Genomic DNA, 18,345 nt, shown 5'->3' with positions numbered 1-18,345 from the left:
TTCGAGACGCGAGCTTCGCTCGCTCCTCAGGATGAGGCCTAAGTGTTTGATGTAGATGCAGAAGCCCCTCATGCTGAGGAGCCTGCGCAGCAGGCGTCTCGAAGCACGAGGGGCGTCAACGCCGGTTTATCAATAGTCTGAGCCCCGGAGCTAATCCCCGCCGTCATTGCGAGGAGCAAAGCGACGAAGCAATCCAGCGCCACGCGATGGCCCTGGATTGCTTCGCTTCGCTCGCAATGACGGGCTCTGGGCAAATCCGGCGCTCTTGTGGCTCTCGATTCCCGGTCGGGCTTTCAGTCCGCCTTATGGCGCGGCAGCCTGTCTATATCCGGATTGACGTCGCGCCCGGCGAAGGCGCGCGAATCGCCGGCGAGACCCTCGATGGAGGTAAACGCCTGTGATTACGGGTACAGACAGGAGATCGGCGATCCAGCCGGACGTCTCCGTCTGTTCACGAGCGCCCGCCCGGCCACGAGACCGGTGCAGAGCCTCCCGCCGCACAGTCCCGCGAAGGTGGGGAGCCCTCCGCCACGGTTATTTGTTGATCTTGAAAAGCGCCGCGTCCGGCGTCTTGGTCTGGTCGATGTTGAAAAGGGTGATCAGCGTCTCGTAACCCTGCGGGTCCTTCACTTGCCATTGCTTCAGCTTGAAGGTCTTGGGGTCGAAGATGAGCTTGAGATGCGAGGTGCCCCCGAAGGTCGCCTTGTCCTCGATGAAGATGGTCACCCCTGAGTCGTCGGTCTGGACGTCCTGCACGGTGACGTCCTTTTCCAGGTCGATCTTCTCCTTCATCAGGAATTTGAGCGGCGTCTGATTGATGAAGTAGAGGTCCTGCGTATTGAGCTTGCGATCGCGCACGGCGACCTGGGCGCCGTCGGCCACGACTTCCATGGTCGCCGGCTGGGCGTATTCGAAACGCACGCGGCCGGCGCGCTGCACATGCAGCTTGCCCTCCGAGCGCTTGCCGTCGGCGCCGATCTGGACGAAGTCGGCGGTCATCACTGGCGAGGCATTGAAAAAGGCGTCGGCGCGTTTGATCGCCTCTTCGCGGCTGAGCGGCTTCGGCGGCTCGGCCGGGGCGGCGGGGTTGGTGAGCTGCACGGGCTCGCTGGGCTTGGCGGCCTCGGCGGCCGGCGGCTTGGCGGGGGTCTTCTTGTCCTTGGCGGCGGGTTTGGCGTCCGCCGGCTTTGCATCTGCCGGCTTTGCGTCTGCAGGCTTGGCTTCCGCATGTTTGGCGGCGGCGTTCGCATGCGCCTTCTTGGCGTCCTCGGCGTGAGCCGGCGCGACGAGCGCCAGGATAAGGGCGAAAGCGGCGAGGGGGAGGTGCTTCACGGCGCGAATCCAATTCGAAGGGGCGATCCCGGCGTCTTGGTAACATAAGTTGGCGGAATTGGGGGCGGCGCGCCGCTGTCGGAAAGAACATCCGGCGCGACAATTCTCGATCGACTAGGAGGAAGGTTAGCCTCGTAGGCCCCCCCCGGGAATTCGTCCCGATTTATCCTAACAGCCGCAGGTCGCCCGGCCGGTGGCGATCAGATTAGCAATGCGAGGCGTGAATCCCTCGAACGCGCCAATTGCCGAGCAAGCAACCGCGACAGAAAACGCCTGACGCGCGCGGATTTGCGGCGAGGGATCAGGCGCAATCTCTCCACGCGCCAAAGCGCCGCACAGGGCATTCTCAAAGGCGCTGGAAAGGCGGTCAAAGAATGCTCTTATCTCCACCGCTATGTCGGGCTCGTCCGCGATCCGGTGAGCAGAGGTTCGCACGACGAGGCAACCAGACCAACCAGGCTGCCGGGCGGCATTTTCGAACCTGCTCCAAAACTTTGAAAATTCCGCCAGACCCGCATCCTCACTCTCTAGGTCTTGCAGAAGCTGGCTGCTGACCATCTGGCCGTAGCTCTTCAGCGCAGCGACGAAGAGCGCCTGTTTATCTGGCCAAAGCGCGTAAAGCCCCTTGCGGCTCGCGCTGATCTCGCTGACGAGCATATCCAACGACACGGCGTCGTAACCGTGGCGCCAGAAAAGAGTCATCGCGGTTCGCACTGCTGCGTCAGGGTCGAACCCTCTCGGCCTCCCCATCGTCCTCGCTTCCCAATTGCGCCAAGCTCATTGACAGAGAATGTGTATTCTCTTATTCGTCGCAATAAGAGACTATCACGTCTCTTACGACAAGGGAGCGCAATTTGAAAACCTTGAAAATCGAGCGCGACATTGCGGCGGAGGCTGGCGCTATCTGGGCGTTGCTAAAGGATTTCCAGCATATCGACGCTTTCAATCCCAATTTGTCGCGCTCGTCGCATATTGGCGGCACGCCCCTCGAAGGGGTTGGCGCCGAACGGCGCTGCGATCTCGCGGACGGACGCAATTGGATCGAGGAACGCGTTATCGATTGGCGTCCCGGGGAAAGCTACACGGTCGAGATTTACGCGGGCACGATGCCGATCAAGGATGTTCAGACGACGCTTGCGGTATTTCCGAACGGGGCGGGATCGCGCGCCATGATGCAGATCGTCTATACGCCGAAGTTCGGGCTGATCGGCCGAATTCTCGACGCCCTGCTGCTGCGTCGGAAAATGACAGGGTTGATGCATAAAGTGCTCGAGGGACTCGCGCACAAATCCCTCCAAATCTGAAGGAGATGGGTTGCGCGATTTCCTATCGCCCGCATGATTCCATGCGATCGGAATGCGCGCAAAGCGTTGCAAGGAGCGGCCCATGAGCCTTTTGATCGAGGAAGACGCGACTGTCTCGGACGCAGTGCTCAAAGCCATCGCCCACATACCGACGCGCAGCCTGTTGGCGATCGTCGCGCAAGGTTTCTTCGAGAAGCTCGGCGACCGCGATTTCATGCGCATCGCTGCCTGGCTTGCGCAAAAGAGCTTTGACGAGGGCGGTTGTCCCATCGGCGCGCTCATCGTCGACAATGCGACGCGCCAGATACTCGGCAAGGGCCATAATACGCTCGTGCAAGGGAACGACCCTTACAACCATGGGGAAACCGCCGCCATCAGAGACGCCGGCCGACGCGATTTCAGCCAGACGACCATCTACACATCGCTCAGCCCTTGCGACGTCTGCGCTGCGCTTCTCCACATGCGGCAGTTCGATCGCGTGGTCGTCGGCGACGTTACGAACGCCAAGGGAAACGAGGAGCTGCTCCGCGCGAAAGGCGTGAGGGTCGACATTCTGGAAGATTCAATGGCCGTTGCGCTTTACGCGAAATACCGGCGAGAGCGCCCCGATCTCGATATGGAAGACTGGAAAGGGGTTGCCGCAGTTCGGAAATGCAAGAAAGGCGGTAGTGAGGCGGAGCGGAGCTAATCGGCGCTCGCTTCTCCTACCTAAATGGATCGATGATCCGCACGCCTTCTATGACTTGTCCGTGCGACATATCTTCGGAATAAAGCTCGCCGCATCCTTGGGCGATCGCGGCGGCAATGATCGCCGCGTCCCAGTAAGAAAAGCCGTAGCGCGCCTTGATGCTGAGAGCGGCAATCAATATCTCGGACGTAACGTCTTGCACGCGAAAGCGCATCCATGTGCGCACCAGGCCCGCTGCAATGTGGTGCGGGAGCGGATCTGCACGGGAGGGGCGTGTGGCTTGGACGTAAAATTCTTGCAGCACTTGGACGGACAAGCGCCAGTCATCCCGGTCGAGCAACGCTATTGCACGCTCGCGCTTGGCGTTTTCGGCTGGGTCACGGCTGATCGAGTAGAGCAGGATATTGGTGTCGAGAAAGCCGGCGACGCTATCTGTCACTTGCCGCGTCTCGCATGGATGTCGTCGCGTGAGAGGCGGTCGGCCGCGCGGAAGGTCGAAATCTGGGCGCGAAGCTCTTTCTCCTCGCGCTTTAGTTGTTCGAATTCGGTTTCGGACGCGGCGAAGTCGATCAGGAACCGCCGGACAACGGCGGAAACCGATGTGTCTTCCGCAGCAGCTTTGATGCGAGCGCGGCGATAGGTGTCGTCGTCCACGGTTACTGTGATGTTTTTCATGGACTCACAGTAGGCTTCGTGGCTGATTTTATCAACGACAGGGGGGCCAGCGAACTACTCCGCCGCCTCTATATCGAACGCTCCCCGATCCACGCCGCCGCCCACCAAAATCTCGCGCTTGCCCGCACGGTCCCGCGTCTTCAGCTAGCGCCTGGGGATCTGTCCGAGGAATCCAGCGCGTAGCTGCTCTAGCGCTACAACCCTGATCCGTTCGAACAATGCATAGCTTACCCTCCCCAGCGGCCGTCGATCCGAGACATGGAACGATGCCTCCCAAATATCGAGATTACATTCGTCGAGAATCACCCAAGCCGGCTCCCGAAGGCCGAGCCGCTTCAATTCTGTTTCGGGAATCTGGAGAGAGGCGCGCTCTTTCGACGGCGGTTGGCTGGTGATCGGAAAAAGCGCGACACGGGTCTTGCCGGCGTCCTTGTCCAAAAGCACGGAGAGGCAGACCGGCCGAATTTTCCGGCCTGCATCCTCGCCGCGTTCCGACTCGCGCCGCCAGAGGTAGGAATAGCGAAAGACCTCGCCGTTCCGAGGTCTATTGCTCATCGTAGTTTGACGCGGTCACCGCTTCGAGAGAGGAGGCCAGATATTCGGCGGCCTCTGCAGGCAATTCCGAAAGCAGGTAGGCGCGGCGAGGATCGGCGGCCTCGCGCCAGCGGTCGAACTCCTCCTGGCTCATCAGCACCAGCGCGGGGACGCCGTGCTTGGTCAGGCTGACCGGCTCCTTTATCGCTGCGTCTACGATTTTGCCGGTGTGGTTCTTGAGTTCCGAGAGTGTGTAGGATTTCACGGGCGTTATCCGAGGCGTCTAACGGATAAAATAGCTATTTTCGCTAAAATAGCCAGCCTTACTCCGCCGCCTCTATATCGAACGCCCCGCGATCCACGCCGCCGCCCACCAAAATCTCGCGCTTGCCCGCATGGTTCGGGGCGGACACCACGCCTTCCTTCTCCATGCGCTCCACGAGCGAGGCGGCCTTGTTGTAGCCCACCGACAGACGCCGCTGGATGTAGCTCGTCGAGCATTTCTTGTCGCGCAGCACGATATTGACGGCGCGGTCGTAGAGGTCGCCGCCTTCTTCGGCGTCCATGGAGCCGGGCGTCGGCGCCTCGCCGTCCTCGCCGCCTTCGTCGTCCTCCGAGGTGATGTTGTCGAGATATTGCGGCGCGCCCTGGGCTTTCAGATGCGCCACCACATGCTCGACCTCGGCGTCCGACACGAACGGCCCGTGTACGCGCGAGATGCGGCCGCCGCCCGCCATGTAAAGCATGTCGCCCTGGCCCAGGAGCTGCTCGGCGCCTTGCTCGCCGAGAATGGTGCGGCTGTCGATCTTGGACGTCACCTGGAAGGAGATGCGCGTCGGGAAGTTCGCCTTGATCGTGCCGGTGATGACGTCGACCGAGGGGCGCTGCGTCGCCATGATGAGATGGATGCCGGCGGCGCGGGCCATTTGCGCCAGGCGCTGGATCGCGCCTTCGATGTCCTTGCCGGCGACGAGCATCAAATCGGCCATTTCGTCGACGATGACGACGATATAGGGCAGGGCGGAGAGGTCCATCTCCTCATGCTCGAAGATCGCTTCGCCGGTCTCGCGGTCGAAGCCCGTCTGCACGGTGCGGGTGATGATCTCGCCCTTGGCCTGCGCTTCGGCGACGCGGGCGTTGAAGCCGTCGATATTGCGCACGCCGACCTTCGACATCTTCTTGTAGCGGTCCTCCATCTCGCGCACCGCCCATTTGAGCGCGACCACCGCCTTCTTCGGGTCGGTAACGACGGGCGTCAGCAGGTGGGGGATGTTGTCGTAGACCGAGAGCTCCAGCATCTTCGGATCGACCATGATGAGCCGGCACTCCTCGGGCTTCAGCCGATAGAGCAGCGACAGGATCATGGTGTTGATGGCGACCGATTTGCCCGAGCCGGTGGTGCCGGCGACGAGCAGATGCGGCATGCGGGCGAGATCGACGATCACCGGCTCGCCGCCGATCGTCTTGCCGAGCGCGATGGCGAGCTTGTGCTTGGAGTGCAGGAAATCGTCGCTGGCGACGATCTCGCGCAGAAAGACCGTCTCGCGGCGCTGGTTGGGCAGCTCGATGCCGATGGCGTTGCGGCCCGGCACGACGGCGACGCGGGCCGAGACCGCCGACATGGAGCGAGCGATGTCGTCGGCGAGGCCGATGACGCGCGAGGATTTGATGCCTGGCGCGGGCTCCAGCTCGTAAAGCGTGACCACCGGGCCGGGGCGGACATTGATGATCTCGCCGCGCACCGAGAAGTCTTCGAGCACCCCTTCAAGCACGCGGGCGTTGGATTCGAGAATATCCTCGGAAACAGTGACGGCCCCGCCCTTGTTCTTGGGCTCGGCGAGGAGCTGGAGCTCCGGATATTCGTAGGCTTCCGGCGTGGCGTGGGTGGGCGCCCGCGTGGGCTCGCGGCTGACGCGCTTCGGGGCGGGGGCGGCGGGCGCTTCCGCCGGGCGGGCGCCGGCCTGCTGCCGTGGGGTCGGCGCAGGCGCGCGGGCTGCGGCGGCAGGGCGCGCATCTTCCTCGTCTTCATCGAGCGGGCGCGCGCGGCGCGTGAAAGTCGGATAGGTCTCGACGTCGTCGAAGGTCGGCTCGACGCGCGGATGCGCAGGGGCGGGTTTTTCCGTCGCGGGCGCCGCCGCGCGGGCGCGCAGCTTTGCAAAGAGCCGCACAGCCCAGCATTTCAGCGTCAGCCCGGTATGGATCAGCGCGCCGAGCGAGATCAGCGCGAAGCCCGGCTCTCCAGCCCGATCCTCGTCATCCTCGGCGTAGGCGGCGGGGGCTTGCTCGTCGAAAGCTTCTTCACGGATGTCGTTTTGGCTCTCGAAGCCGAGACCCGCCGCGCCGCTCACCGAGAGAATGGCGACAAAGGCGGCGGCGACGCCGAAGATCGCCATGACGGAACCGGAGCCCGCGGAAATGGCGCGCGGCACGGCGAGAATGGCGTCGCCGGCGACGCCGCCGAGCCCCGTCGGCAGGGGCCAGCGGTCGGTCGGCGGCAGGAAGGAAGCTGTCGCGGCGGTTGCGAAAATGCCGGCGATCCACAGGCCGAGCCGCAGCGGCGCGCGCTCGATGCGGCGGCGCTTGATGATGCGCAGCCCCTGCGCCGCGAGCGGCAGGATCACGGCGACCGCGCCGAGGCCCAAGAGCTGCATGAGCAGATCGGCGACGATCGCGCCGGGATGTCCGAGAAGATTCCGGACATGGCCGCCGGTCGCATGGTTGAGCGAGGGATCGCGCGCCGACCAGCTCACCAGCGCCACGGTCGCGGCGCAGGCGCAGGCCAGCATCAAGGCCCCGGCCGCCTCGGCAAGGCGATGGGCGGTGAATTCGCGGAGCTGTTCGGGGAAGAGACCAAATCTATGGCTGCGCATGTCACCAGAAGCCCGCGTGGCGCGGCGCGGCCATTGCGGCGCGCCGACTCTCGGCGAGGGTAAAAAAGCTGGGTTAAGAGGCGCTTAACCCTCAGGTTGCATCCGTTCGCCCGATCTTGCGGTCGCCTGGTTCAGCTCGGCCCCATAAATGAAGATCACCGCCAGGGTCTGCAGGAAGACGATCGCCATCATAATCGAGGCGAGACCCGCATAGGTTGAAACGTAATTGATCGCAAATCTCGCGAGATAGGCCCCAAAGCCCGCGCCGAAGGCGAGGGAGGCGAGCAGCGTCAGCGCGAAGCCGGGCGCGAGGTCGAGAAGCCGCGGGCGCCCCGCCGGCAGCAAAATATGCGCGCCCAGCACGCCGACGCCGACGACCGAGGATGTGACGCCATAGCGCACCGGCCCATAGAGCGGCTCGAGCTCCCGCATCAGGCCGGGGGCGTGTTTTTCGGCGAGCGCGCGGGCAAGCGGCGCCAGCACCATGAGAAAAGCGATGGCGAGCAGCGAGGCGGCGCCGAGGAAGACGTAGAGAATCGATTCCAGGCGCAACAGCCACCAGGGCCGCTGGTCGCGCTGATTATAGGCGCGGTTCAGCGCGATGCGCAGCGACTCGACGCCGCTCGACGAGAAGAAAATGGCAAGAAGCGCGCCGACGGTGAGCAGCCCACCGCGCGGCCGGGTGACGACATTGCGGATTTCGGCGGCGATGGGCTCGGCGATATTCGGCGGCCAGTTCTCGAAGATAAGAGTGGTGGCCGCGTCGGCCTCGCTCTTCAGACCGAAGAAGCCGGCGAGCGCCGTGACGAAAATGAGAAAAGGAAAAAGCGAGGTGAGGATCGAGAGCGCGATATGGCTCGCGATCGCCCAGCCGTCGTCGTCGTTGAATTTGAGATAGGCGGCGTAAAGCGCGCGGAGCAGGGTCATAGGGCAAAGGGTGTCACATATTTCGGGGATCGTCATGACCGGGCTTATCCCCGCAGCCCACGCCCCCACGATTATCCTCGGGCGCGTGTCATTCCTGGCGGGCTGAAAGCCCGACCGGCATCCAGAGCCACAAGAGCGCTGGTTTTACTCAAAGCCCCGTCATTGCGAGCGAAGCGAAGCAATCCAGGGCGGCGATGCGGCCCTGGATTGCTTCGTCGGCTCCGCCTCCTCGCAATGACGGCGGTAAAAAGCAGAATGGTGCGGAATAGCCCTCCATCCAGCCTCAGTCTGCGGGCAAAAAAGCGCGTAGCGCCTCGATGATCGCGTCCGGCCGGCAAGGCTTTTGGAGAATGACAGTGCCCGGCGGAAAGCGCTCTCTCTGCTGCTCGGAATCATAGCCGGACAATATGAGAAACGGCGCCCCGGCCGCTCCCAGGGCTTCCGCGACAGGGCCCGAGAACACGCCTGCGAGATTGGCGTCCAATATGGCGGCGTCGTAGCCGCCTTGGGCGGCAAGCTTCAGCGCTTCTTCAACCGTGGCCGCGATCCCCGCGCTCTCGAAACCCGAGAACTCCAGGAGCATTTCGATCGACATCGCGACCATGGGCTCGTCTTCGACGACAAGAATCCGGCGCCTTTTCTGGCCAGGGTCCTGCATCGACTATCTCACGAAAATCCTGTCCGCCGGCGCCTTCAACATCCAGCTTGCTCCTTCTTCGGCGAAGGTCAACCGTGTTTTTCCGCCCACCGAGAGCTCCGCCATGCGGCCGAGAACCGTGTTGCCGAAGCCCTTGCGGGTCGGCGGCGTCACTTTCGGGCCGCCGCTTTCCTCCCAGGACAGCATAAATTCATCGTCGACGAGGCGCCACGCAATCCGCACCTTTCCGTCCTCGGACGACAACGAGCCATATTTCGCGGCGTTGGTCGCCAGCTCGTGGAGGGCCATGCCGACCGTCTGAGCGGCGGCGGCGTTCACGCGGATCGCCGGACCATTCGCGACAATGCGCCCGCCGATCAGGTCGCGATAGGGCGCGAGCTGCGCGCGCACGAGTTCGGAAAGATCCGTCCCCTGCCATTCGTTTCGCACGAGCAGCGTTTGGCTCGCCGCGAGGCTTTGAATTCTCTCGACGAGCTTTGCGACATAGGCTTTGGGGTCGCCCTCGAAAGAAGTCTGCTGGGCGATCGCTTGCACGACGGCGAGAAGATTATTGGCGCGATGGCTGATTTCCGCGACCAGAAGCTGATTGTGCGCCTCGGCGGCCTTGCGCGCCGTAATGTCTTCGACAACAGCCACGAAATTGACGGGCTGGTCGGCGGCGCTGCGTGCGATGCCCACCGTCACATTCGCCCAAACGTCCTTGCCGTCCTTCCGGATATAGCGCTTTTCCGTCGAGTAGCTTCGGGCCTCGCCTGCGAGGAGGCGGCGCACATTTTCCCGGTCGGCTTCGCGATCCGCCGCGTGGGTGATGTCGCCGGCCCGCATTTGCATCAGCTCGTCGCGGCGATAGCCGAGGATGTCGCACAGGCGTTGGTTCATTCGCAGCCATCGACCGTCGAGCGCCACCTCGGCGATGCCAACGGCGGCGTTTGCGAAGGTCGCCTCCAAACGCGACAGCGCCTCGCGCAGAGCGTCGGCCCCTCGTTTTCGCTCTTCCAGAATTTGGCTCTGCAGCGCTTCCATGGCTTCGGCCTTGAAGGCGCGCGCCTCGGCGCGATGCATCAGCTCGGTGGTGGCGATGATGAGCGCGCAGCTCCCGAAAAAGACGAAAAGGGCAAGCCAGTCGGCCGCGCCTTCGAGGGGAAGAATGAGGGTGTGCAACAGGACCGCGCCGAGCAGCGCGACTGTCGTTCCGGTGATCCATCCGCCGACCAGCGCGCCCACGGGAACCATTGGAAAAAGGGTGATATAGGCGACCTTGGTCGTCGCCGTTCCGATCAGAGCGGCGCGCGCAAGGATCGCGACCACGGCCAGGGCCACGCCGAGAGCGGGCGCAAGAAAGTAGTGCGCTTTCGGGGGAAGCTTTGCCTTGTCGGCCAGAATGCGAAGAGGCAGCCTTGCGTAGAAGGGGAATCTTTCCTCGACGACGGCATGGAGGTTCGACAACTCCATGTCGGACATTCGCTTACTCCATCCAATTTTCGGGAATTTTTGGTAGGACAAGGCGGGAAATGTGGCAAGCTTGACTAATATCATCCCGACATTTGACGTCGTCAATTCCCGGGAAGAAGCAAGACGAGCTTGTGAGAGGGCGCGTCCGAGGGCGTGAAGGAATGCTGCTCGAACAGCAATCTGCCGTCTTGCGGGTGATCGAAGGCGCGCAGCCCGCCTTCGCGGCTGAGAACGTCTTGCGCTTCCCAGGCTTGCGCAAAGAAAGCGCTCTCGCGCCGCAAGTCGTCGATGAAGCGACGCACGCGCGCGTCGCGAAACATATGCGCGTAATCGGAGCGAAATTCGCAGAGCAGGCGGCGCGCCCGCGTCTCCCAGTCCGGCAGCAGATCGCGCGCCGCGGCGTCCTGGAACACGAAACGCAGGAGGTTGCGCTGATGCGCGCCATCGAGCCAGCCCGAGAACAGGCGCGCCGCCGCTTCGTTCCAGGCGCAGGCGTTCCAGCAGCAATCGAGGCCATAGGCCGGGTGGCGGAAAGCGGCGATGGCGGCTTGCAGCGAGGCGGGCGCCATCTGCGTCGGCGCCGGCGCGTCCGGGTCGATGCGGCCGGCAAGCTCGAAGAGATAGGCGCGTTCGGCGGGCGTCAGCGACAGCGCCAGCGCGATGCGGCCGAGCGCCTCGGGCGAGGCCTGCACGGGCCGCCCCTGTTCGATCCAGGCGCACCATGTGGCGCTGATGCCAGCGCGCGCCGCCAGCTCCTCGCGCCGCAAGCCCGGCGTGCGCCTGCGGCCGCCCGCGACGTCGGGCCGCGCCCGCTCGCGATGGGCGCGAATGAAATCTCCCAGCAGCCGCCTTCGGTCCGCGTCCAGCATGGAGGGTATTATAATAGGATAACAATCTAAATTGTAACAGTTTGATTGCCGCGCAATCCTGAGCTCCGGAACGAAGGAGCAAGCCGATGGAACGCACGCATGAAACAGTTGTCGCCGCGCAATTCGGGCCGCGGGCGCAGGCCTATGTCCAAAGCGCCGTGCATGCGCGGGGGGCCGATCTCGAGGCTCTCGAAAACATCGTCTCCGCGATCGCGCCCGAGCGCGCGCTCGATCTTGGCGCCGGCGGCGGGCATGTTTCTTATGTGATGGCGCGCCATGCAGGTCTGGTGACGGCGCTCGATTTATCGGCGGAAATGCTCGAGGCGGTCGCCGCGACGGCGCGCGAGAAAGGGCTCGCCAATATCGAAGCGGTGGAGGGGCCCGCCGAGCGCCTGCCGTTCGCCGAAGGCTGGTTCGATTTTCTGGCGTCGCGCTACTCGGCGCATCATTGGCGCGATTTCCATGGCGGTCTGCGCGAGGCGCGCCGGGTGCTCAAGCCTGGGCGGTCTGCGGTCTTCATCGACGTCCATGCGCCCGCCAGACCGCTTTTCGACACCCATCTGCAAGCGGTCGAGCTGCTGCGCGATCCCTCTCATGTGAGGAACTATACGATCGCGGAATGGGCCGCCGCGCTCGCCGCGTCGGGCTTTGCCGTCGAGCGGCTGCAGACATGGCGGCTGCGGATGGATGTCGCCGCCTGGGCGGGACGCATGCGCACGCCGCAGGAAAATTTGCGCGCCATCCGGGCATTGCAGGCGGCGGCGTCGCGCGAGACGCGGGAGCATTTCGCGATCGAAGCAGACGGTTCGTTTTCGATCGACGCTATGATGATCGAAGCCAAGGGCGCGTGAGCCCTCATCCGACCCCTGCTGACGCAGGGGCCACCTTCTCCCGCAAGCGGGAGAAGGGAGAACCCCAAGGTTTTTGAACAACAAAGTTTCAGCGCGATTCCTTCTCCCGTTTACGGGAGAAGGTGGCCCCGCGAAGCGGGGTCGGATGAGGGTTTCATCCCGCCCCTCAGTCATCTTGCCGCCTCTCCGGCCCCTCACGCATCAAAGCGTCGTCGCGCGGCCCCTCGACGATCAGATCGCCGACAAGCCCGCGCTCCATGCGGGAGAGCGCGTGGTCGATCAGAACATATTGGCCGCCGCGCCGCACGTCGAATTCGACAATCGCGGCGTCCCCGGGAGCCACGGAAACCGTCTGCGCGCCTCTCTCGCGAACCGTCAGCGTCTCATTGCGTCTGACGCGGTCGAAGAGGCCGCCGATCAAATGCAGCGCGGACGTGAAATTCGGTCCGCCGACGCCGAAAAAGATACGGATATTCTCGCCGCGCTCGGCCCGTAGCGGATGCTCCGCCGTCAGCGCGCCGACGGCGCCGTTGAAGAGGAAATACTCCGGCTGCTCGGCCATCAGCTTCTCGTAATCCAGCTCCTGCCGGCCCTGGGTCCCGAAAGGCTTGGTCGTATAAAGCTCGCCCTGCATGACGTAGAATTCGCGGTCCGCCTCCGGCAATCCGCCTTCGGGCTCGATCAGCACGAGACCATACATGCCGTTGGCGACATGCTGCGCAATGCTCGGCGTGGCGCAGTGGTAGACGAAGAGGCCGGGCGTCGTCGCTTCGAAGCTGAAGACCTTCTCCTCGCCCGGGTCGGCTTGCGTGAAACGCGCGCCGCCGCCAGGGCCGATGGCGGCGTGAAAATCCGCCGAATGCGCCAGCACGCTGCTCGAGTCGTTCTTCAAATGCACTTCCAGCGTATCGCCCACCCGCGCCCGGATGAAGGGGCCGGGAACCTTCCCGCCGAAGGTCCAGAATTGATAGGTCGTCTTGTCGTCGAGCCGGCCATCGGTCTCGATGGTCGTGAGATCGACGCGCAAGGTCCGCGGCCCGCGGGCGCCGACCGGCGGGGGCAGGTCGGAAGGATCGCGCGATATGTCCGATGCGACGAGCTTCGCCTTGTTGCGCGGCCCCGGCTCGACCCTGATCTTGCCCTGCATGCCCGCGTCGCGATGGCCGGGAACCGAGCAGTAATAGGTAAACTCGCCTGTCTTGTCGGCAAAGAACGAGACCGCGCTGCTCGCGCCCTTGTCCACGACGCGGTTCGACCGCACGCCGTAAAACTCGATGACAATGTCGTGCTCCGCGCCCTCGCCGTTGACGAGATTGATCTGGGCGCGCTCGCCGTCGTGGAAGACGAGCTCAGGATTGACCTTCTCGTCGATCGCGCCGCCGACGCCAAGGAAGACGAGCCGCCCCTCGGCGATCCCCGACCGCAGCGTATAGACGACAGTTCGCGCCGCCGCGTCTTCCTGCGAAAAGGCGAAAGGAGCCCAAGCGAGCAAGGCCAAAATCACGCAGAAGAACAGAAGGGCTCTGTCTGGCTTCATCGGCCGAGCCTCTGGCGGATGGAGATGCGTGCGGCAGTTAACTAGGCGACCCCTCCGCAATGAAAAGGCGCAGCGCTGGTGACGCCCCTCGCGCTTCGAGACGCCTGCTGCGCAGGCCTTCACGTCGCTACCCTCGTCATGCCCGCGCTTGTCGCGGGCATCCACGCCAAGCAAGTCACAGCTAATGCCGGGCAAGTCTCTGCAGCCTCCAAAGCCCTGCCTGAACCTTACCCATAACGATAACGCGTCTTGTCGGGCTGTGCCCCACGGCGTGGGTGGCCGGGACGAGCCCGGCCATGACGGCCCTCGGGATTTGTGACTCTTCAATCCCCGCGCTGAAAATGGTCGTACACCATCCGCGCCGTCGCCTTGTTGATGCCCGGCGTCTTCTCCAGATCCGATAGCGCCGCCCGCGAGACGCCCTTCGCCGAGCCGAAGGCCAGAAGTAGCGCGCGCTTGCGCGACGGCCCGATGCCGGCAATCTCATCGAGTGGGTTCTTGGTGAATTCCTTCTTGCGCCGCGCCCGATGCGTGCCGATGGCGAAGCGATGCGCTTCGTCGCGCAGCCTCTGCACGAAATACAGCGCCGGATCATGCGGCGGCAGGCGGAAGGCTTCGCGGCCCTCGATGAAGAATTGCTCGCGTCCCGCGTCGCGATCGCGGCCCTTGGCGATCGACGCCAGCGCCACGCCCTCGACGCCGCTCTCGCGCAGAGCCTCTCGCGCCACGTCGAACTGGCCGCGCCCGCCGTCGATCAGCACGAGATCGGGCTTTGCCGGAAAGGCCTCCGGATCGGTCTCCTTCTCCGGCTCCTTGGCGAGGCGGGCGAAGCGGCGCGTCAGCACTTCGCGCATCATGCCATAATCGTCGCCCGGCGTGATCTCTGTGCTCTTGATGTTGAAGGTGCGGTAATGCGCCTTCATGAAACCCGCCGGGCCGGCGACAACCATCGCGCCGATCGCCTGCGATCCGCCCGTATGCGAATTGTCGTAGACCTCGACGCGGCGCGGGGCGTGCGGCAGGCCGAAGACTTCGCCCAAGGCCGCCAGCAGCCGCAACTGGCTCGCGTCCTCCGCGAGCTTGCGGCCGAGCGCCTGCCGCGCATTGTTGAGCGCATGTTCGACGAGCTCGCGCTTTTCGCCGCGCTGCGGCGCGATGACGTCGACGTTTCTGCGCAGCTTTGCGGAAAGCGCGTCTTCCAGCAGCGCGCTGTCTTCGATTTGGTGCGACAGCAGCACGCAGCGCGCGGAGGGATGCTCGTCGTAAAATTGCGCAAGAAAGGCGTCGAGCACTTCCGCCTCCGACAGGCTCGCGTCGGCGCGCGGGAAATAGGAGCGGTTCCCCCAGTTCTGATAGGCGCGGAAGAAAAAGGCCTCGATGCAGAAGCGCCCCGCATCCTTGGCGATGGCGAAGACGTCGGCCTCCTCGACCGTGCGGGGATTAATGCCCTGCGCGCCCTGTATGGCCGAGAGGGCGGAAATACGATCGCGCAGCCGCGCGGCCCGCTCGAATTCGAGCCGCTCGGCCGCTTCCGTCATCTCGGTGGCGAGCTGCTCGCGCACGCTGCGGCTTTTGCCGGAGAGAAAGTCACGCGCCTCCTGCACGAGGACGCCATAGTCTTCAGTCGAAATCTCGCCGGTGCACGGCCCGGCGCAGCGCTTGATCTGATAGAGCAGGCAGGGGCGCGTGCGATTGTCGTAAAAGCTCTGCGCGCAGGAGCGCAGCAGAAAGGCGCGCTCCAGTGCATTGAGCGCGCGATTGACCGCCCAGACGCTGGCGAAGGGCCCGTAATAATCGCCCTTGCGCACGCGTGCGCCGCGATGCTTGGCGATCTGCGGCGCCTCATGGTCGCGGGCGATGAAGATGTAGGGAAACGACTTGTCGTCGCGCATCAGCACGTTGAAGCGCGGCTTCAACTGCTTGATGAGATTAGCTTCCAGCAGCAGCGCCTCGGTCTCGGTCTCGACCGAGATGAAGACCATGGAGACGGTCGCCGAGATCATGCGCGCAATGCGGTTCACATGGCCGGCAAGGCGCGTATAGCTCGCGACGCGCTTCCTGACATTCTTGGCCTTGCCGACATAGAGCACCTCGCCATTCTCGGCGATCATGCGATAGACGCCGGGGCCGTTCGGCGCATGTTTCCAATAGGATTTGATGACGCCGACGCCGCGCTTGACGCTCTCGGGCGTCTGCGGGGCGTCGTCTTCCGGAGCGGGTTCGGCGGTCTCCGACACGGCGTCGGGCGCGTCGAAGGCGTCGTCGTCCTCGGGCGGGAGGTCGCGCGTCTGTGAGGGGGGAGGGGTCATCCTATAAGGATTTATGCCGCGTTTGCGGCGATGGGAAGGGTTTCCGAGCCCGTGCCTTCGCCAAAGCTCGGTTGCCCTCTCGGCCGCAGGGAAACTGTCACCTTTCTTTCCGGGCCGTTCTGTCACCTTTCTATTGGAGCTAGGCGCCGCTCCTCTCCCCGCTTGCGGGGAGAGGCTGGGTGAGGGGCCGGGGCCGGAGCCCGGGCGTGCATTACGAGCCCTGGCGCCCTCCGGCGTTTATCGCTTCCGCTCATCCCCAAGCCCCTCACCCAACCTCTCCCCGCGCGCGGGGAGAGGAGTGGAGCGCGGCCTTCTTCGAGAAATTTGCTCCCCAATTTATCCCCACCCCCCAAAACCTCCCTTATCCTTCGCCCGCCTCGCCAACTTGCAGGGGCGTCGTCAGGGTCGGCGGCGCCGGCGGGGTCGGTTAAGCGCGGGACGCGACCCTCGTTCCGTGCGGGACTCCGGCGCCGCCCGCCGGGTCTCTCCTTCGTGGGGAGATTGCGTGGAGAAATCCACGCAAAGGCTGGGCATAGTTTTCGCGCCCGCGACACGCGGCCCGAGTACCGAAAGGGAAAGCGCCGGCGGGCCGGAGGCGGCGCATGTCGAGGCCCTTGCGACGCGCTCGGGAGGTTCAAACCTCCCGGGAAAGAAGCAGGCGCCGTCTGGCGGCTGCGCCGGACGGAGGAACCGCCACGAGATGGCGCTACTTCGGCCCGGAAAGGTGCGCGCGAATAAAGACCGCAGCCGGGACGCTCTGGCTCCGATGCGCTTATTCTTTCACGCTACCGGCCGAACGGGGCCGGTGCGTCCCGGCTTCCTGGATCAACCTGCGCCGGAAATCGGCGGCGGGGCGCTTGGGGCTGGGCGGCTTTTCCGAGAGGCACATGGAACAGAGCTATGACACCATTTCCGTTTGAACCGCTCGCATCGGGCGCGTGTCATTCCCGGCGGGCTGAAAGCCCGACCGGGAATCCAGAGCCACAACAGGCGCTGGTTTTGCCCAGAGCCCGTCATTGCGAGCGAAGCGAAGCAATCCAGGGCGGCGATGCGGCGCTGGATTGCTTCGTCGGCTTCGCCTCCTCGCAATGACGGCGGTGAGTCCCTGTGTGTTCAAACGGCGCGAGTGGCAAACGTAAGATTCGCCCGCCCGCCCTTGCGCCGCGCCCAAAGCGACGTCAAAACTCGCCGCCATAATTCGACGGCTATCGAGGGCGTTATGAGCGGTGGCAAAATCACGGTCGGGGGCGTTATTTTTCCCGTGCTGGCGCTCGGCCTCGTGGCGATATTCGCGGCAGGGGAGCGCTGGCTTCACGCCTTGCCGCCGACGCTCGCCTGGGCGCCGTCGCTCGTCGCCGCCATTCTCGTCATCGGGTCGGTCTTCGCGACGCTGCAGCACGCCGGGCGGATCGGCGCGAGAGTTGGCGAGCCGCTGGGCACGCTCGTGCTCACCATCGCGGTGACGATCATCGAGGTCGCCATCATGTCCTCGATGACGACGCATGGCTCGGATAATCCGACCGAGGCGCGCGAGGCGGTGTTCTCGGCGATCATGATCGTTTGCAATGGGCTCGTGGGCCTGTGCCTGCTGCTCGGCGGCTTCCGTCATGGCGAGCAGGAGCTTCATCCCATGGGCGCGAGCGCCTATCTCGCCGTGCTCATCGCTCTGTCGATGCTGACGCTCATCTTGCCGAATTACACGACCTCGACGCCGGGCCCGACGCTGTCGCGCGCGCAGCTCGGCTTTGTCAGCGTGCTCTCGATCCTGCTCTATTGCGCTTTTCTCTTCATACAGACGGTGCGCCACCGCGCTTATTTCATCGATGCGCGCTTGGCGGCCATCGGTCACATGGGCGCGAAACCGACGCTGAACCAGGCCTTGATCTCGCTCGTCGGTCTCGGCGCAAGTCTAACGGGCGTGTCGCTGCTGGCCGAGCACGTCATTCCGGGGCTCGAAGAGGCGCTGAAATGGGCGGGCGTCGAGGAGGTCAACCCTGTGACCGGCGCCGCCGTGGCCATCCTCGTGCTCATGCCAGAAGGCATGAATTCGGTCCGCGCGGCCGCCCGCAACGCCTTGCAGACGAGCCTGAACGGGGCGCTCGGCTCGGTCGTGGCGACGATCGGTCTCACCGTGCCGGCCGTGGCGCTGATGAGCCTCGCCTCTGGCCGCGAGCTCGTCTTCGGGCTCGATCATCGCGACTCCGCCATGCTGATGCTGACGTTGATGCTGTCCGTCGTCAGCTTCGGCGCGGGCCGCACCAATGTGCTGACCGGCCTTGTGCATCTCGTCGTCTTTGCGGCATATGCCTTTTTCCTAGTCGCGCCATGAGCGGGGAAGA

At 64.2% G+C, this 18,345-nt stretch carries 17 protein-coding genes; 4 read left to right on the top strand and 13 right to left on the bottom strand.

Annotated features, from left to right (window positions below; all coding sequences use genetic code 11):
• Nucleotides 1-534: 534 nt before the first annotated feature.
• Both JJT62_RS06595 and JJT62_RS06590 read right to left on the bottom strand, forming a co-directional pair.
• Nucleotides 535-1,332: an outer-membrane lipoprotein carrier protein LolA gene (locus tag JJT62_RS06595; protein WP_202071906.1), complete on the bottom strand. Its 798-nt coding sequence runs from the start codon at nucleotides 1,330-1,332 to the stop codon at nucleotides 535-537.
• Nucleotides 1,333-1,500: 168 nt separating this feature from the next.
• Nucleotides 1,501-2,034, bottom strand: a complete 534-nt coding sequence (locus JJT62_RS06590; protein WP_202071905.1) for a TetR/AcrR family transcriptional regulator — start codon at nucleotides 2,032-2,034, stop codon at nucleotides 1,501-1,503.
• Between the two features lie 152 nt (nucleotides 2,035-2,186).
• Here JJT62_RS06590 and JJT62_RS06585 point away from each other — a divergent pair, with 152 nt between their 5' ends.
• Together JJT62_RS06585 and JJT62_RS06580 are read left to right on the top strand one after the other, a co-directional pair.
• Nucleotides 2,187-2,636, top strand: coding sequence for an SRPBCC family protein (locus JJT62_RS06585; protein ID WP_202071904.1), 450 nt, complete (start codon nucleotides 2,187-2,189; stop codon nucleotides 2,634-2,636).
• Nucleotides 2,637-2,718: 82 nt separating this feature from the next.
• On the top strand, nucleotides 2,719-3,324 hold the full coding sequence (locus JJT62_RS06580; protein ID WP_202071903.1) for a nucleoside deaminase: 606 nt from the start codon (nucleotides 2,719-2,721) through the stop codon (nucleotides 3,322-3,324).
• Nucleotides 3,325-3,340: 16 nt separating this feature from the next.
• Here JJT62_RS06580 and JJT62_RS06575 read toward each other — a convergent pair whose 3' ends face one another.
• The 9 genes from JJT62_RS06575 to JJT62_RS06535 form a co-directional block, all read right to left on the bottom strand.
• Entirely contained in the window at nucleotides 3,341-3,763 is a 423-nt protein-coding gene (locus tag JJT62_RS06575; RefSeq protein ID WP_202071902.1) for a PIN domain-containing protein, read from the bottom strand.
• Complete coding sequence (locus tag JJT62_RS06570; RefSeq protein WP_202071901.1) at nucleotides 3,760-3,999, bottom strand: hypothetical protein; 240 nt, start codon at nucleotides 3,997-3,999, stop codon at nucleotides 3,760-3,762. The genes JJT62_RS06575 and JJT62_RS06570 overlap by 4 nt, the downstream gene beginning before the upstream one ends.
• Nucleotides 4,000-4,143: 144 nt before the next feature.
• Nucleotides 4,144-4,554 carry a hypothetical protein gene (locus tag JJT62_RS06565; protein ID WP_202071900.1) on the bottom strand — a complete coding sequence of 137 codons (411 nt, stop codon included), beginning with the start codon at nucleotides 4,552-4,554 and terminating at the stop codon, nucleotides 4,144-4,146.
• Entirely contained in the window at nucleotides 4,544-4,798 is a 255-nt protein-coding gene (locus JJT62_RS06560) for a type II toxin-antitoxin system Phd/YefM family antitoxin (protein ID WP_202071899.1), read from the bottom strand. The genes JJT62_RS06565 and JJT62_RS06560 overlap by 11 nt, the downstream gene beginning before the upstream one ends.
• 58 nt (nucleotides 4,799-4,856) lie before the next feature.
• Nucleotides 4,857-7,403, bottom strand: coding sequence for a DNA translocase FtsK 4TM domain-containing protein (locus JJT62_RS06555; RefSeq protein ID WP_202071898.1), 2,547 nt, complete (start codon nucleotides 7,401-7,403; stop codon nucleotides 4,857-4,859).
• Between the two features lie 84 nt (nucleotides 7,404-7,487).
• On the bottom strand, nucleotides 7,488-8,366 hold the full coding sequence (locus tag JJT62_RS06550) for a YihY/virulence factor BrkB family protein (RefSeq protein WP_246744748.1): 879 nt from the start codon (nucleotides 8,364-8,366) through the stop codon (nucleotides 7,488-7,490).
• A gap of 247 nt (nucleotides 8,367-8,613) precedes the next feature.
• A complete protein-coding gene (locus JJT62_RS06545; protein ID WP_202071897.1) occupies nucleotides 8,614-8,988 on the bottom strand; it encodes a response regulator in 375 nt (124 codons plus the stop codon).
• A gap of 3 nt (nucleotides 8,989-8,991) precedes the next feature.
• Nucleotides 8,992-10,449, bottom strand: a complete 1,458-nt coding sequence (locus JJT62_RS06540) for a PAS domain S-box protein (RefSeq protein ID WP_202071896.1) — start codon at nucleotides 10,447-10,449, stop codon at nucleotides 8,992-8,994.
• Nucleotides 10,450-10,541: 92 nt separating this feature from the next.
• The gene (locus tag JJT62_RS06535; protein WP_202071895.1) at nucleotides 10,542-11,309 is read right to left on the bottom strand and encodes a helix-turn-helix transcriptional regulator; all 768 of its coding nucleotides are present in this window, start codon (nucleotides 11,307-11,309) and stop codon (nucleotides 10,542-10,544) included.
• Between the two features lie 86 nt (nucleotides 11,310-11,395).
• Here JJT62_RS06535 and JJT62_RS06530 point away from each other — a divergent pair, with 86 nt between their 5' ends.
• Nucleotides 11,396-12,160 carry a class I SAM-dependent methyltransferase gene (locus tag JJT62_RS06530; protein ID WP_202071894.1) on the top strand — a complete coding sequence of 255 codons (765 nt, stop codon included), beginning with the start codon at nucleotides 11,396-11,398 and terminating at the stop codon, nucleotides 12,158-12,160.
• A 166-nt stretch (nucleotides 12,161-12,326) separates the two neighbouring features.
• Here the strand turns inward: JJT62_RS06530 and JJT62_RS06525 are convergent, their stop codons facing one another.
• Both JJT62_RS06525 and uvrC read right to left on the bottom strand, forming a co-directional pair.
• Complete coding sequence (locus tag JJT62_RS06525; protein WP_202071893.1) at nucleotides 12,327-13,697, bottom strand: multicopper oxidase domain-containing protein; 1,371 nt, start codon at nucleotides 13,695-13,697, stop codon at nucleotides 12,327-12,329.
• A 323-nt stretch (nucleotides 13,698-14,020) separates the two neighbouring features.
• Nucleotides 14,021-16,006, bottom strand: a complete 1,986-nt coding sequence (gene uvrC, locus JJT62_RS06520; RefSeq protein WP_202071892.1) for an excinuclease ABC subunit UvrC — start codon at nucleotides 16,004-16,006, stop codon at nucleotides 14,021-14,023.
• A 1,219-nt stretch (nucleotides 16,007-17,225) separates the two neighbouring features.
• On the opposite strand from uvrC, the gene JJT62_RS06515 reads away from it, so the two are divergent.
• Nucleotides 17,226-18,335 (top strand): calcium:proton antiporter, encoded by a 1,110-nt coding sequence (locus tag JJT62_RS06515; protein WP_202071891.1) that lies wholly within the window; start codon nucleotides 17,226-17,228, stop codon nucleotides 18,333-18,335.
• The last annotated feature ends 10 nt before the right edge of the window (nucleotides 18,336-18,345 follow it).

The sequence above is a fragment of the Methylocystis sp. Sn-Cys genome (genome assembly GCF_016745395.1).
GTDB classification, from domain to species: Bacteria; Pseudomonadota; Alphaproteobacteria; order Rhizobiales; family Beijerinckiaceae; genus Methylocystis; species Methylocystis iwaonis.
This window is presented reverse-complemented; position numbering and strand designations above follow the sequence as displayed.

Bases quoted from the DNA above. Each gene is read 5' to 3' on its own strand.
- JJT62_RS06570 (WP_202071901.1), bottom strand. From the start codon at position 3,999: ATGAAAAACATCACAGTAACCGTGGACGACGACACCTATCGCCGCGCT.
- JJT62_RS06565 (WP_202071900.1), bottom strand. From the start codon at position 4,554: ATGAGCAATAGACCTCGGAACGGCGAGGTCTTTCGCTATTCCTACCTC.
- JJT62_RS06580 (WP_202071903.1), top strand. From the start codon at position 2,719: ATGAGCCTTTTGATCGAGGAAGACGCGACTGTCTCGGACGCAGTGCTC.
- JJT62_RS06590 (WP_202071905.1), bottom strand. From the start codon at position 2,034: ATGACTCTTTTCTGGCGCCACGGTTACGACGCCGTGTCGTTGGATATG.
- JJT62_RS06540 (WP_202071896.1), bottom strand. From the start codon at position 10,449: ATGTCCGACATGGAGTTGTCGAACCTCCATGCCGTCGTCGAGGAAAGA.
- JJT62_RS06555 (WP_202071898.1), bottom strand. From the start codon at position 7,403: ATGCGCAGCCATAGATTTGGTCTCTTCCCCGAACAGCTCCGCGAATTC.
- JJT62_RS06535 (WP_202071895.1), bottom strand. From the start codon at position 11,309: ATGCTGGACGCGGACCGAAGGCGGCTGCTGGGAGATTTCATTCGCGCC.
- JJT62_RS06525 (WP_202071893.1), bottom strand. From the start codon at position 13,697: ATGAAGCCAGACAGAGCCCTTCTGTTCTTCTGCGTGATTTTGGCCTTG.
- JJT62_RS06530 (WP_202071894.1), top strand. From the start codon at position 11,396: ATGGAACGCACGCATGAAACAGTTGTCGCCGCGCAATTCGGGCCGCGG.
- JJT62_RS06515 (WP_202071891.1), top strand. From the start codon at position 17,226: ATGAGCGGTGGCAAAATCACGGTCGGGGGCGTTATTTTTCCCGTGCTG.
- uvrC (WP_202071892.1), bottom strand. From the start codon at position 16,006: ATGACCCCTCCCCCCTCACAGACGCGCGACCTCCCGCCCGAGGACGAC.
- JJT62_RS06545 (WP_202071897.1), bottom strand. From the start codon at position 8,988: ATGCAGGACCCTGGCCAGAAAAGGCGCCGGATTCTTGTCGTCGAAGAC.
- JJT62_RS06550 (WP_246744748.1), bottom strand. From the start codon at position 8,366: ATGACGATCCCCGAAATATGTGACACCCTTTGCCCTATGACCCTGCTC.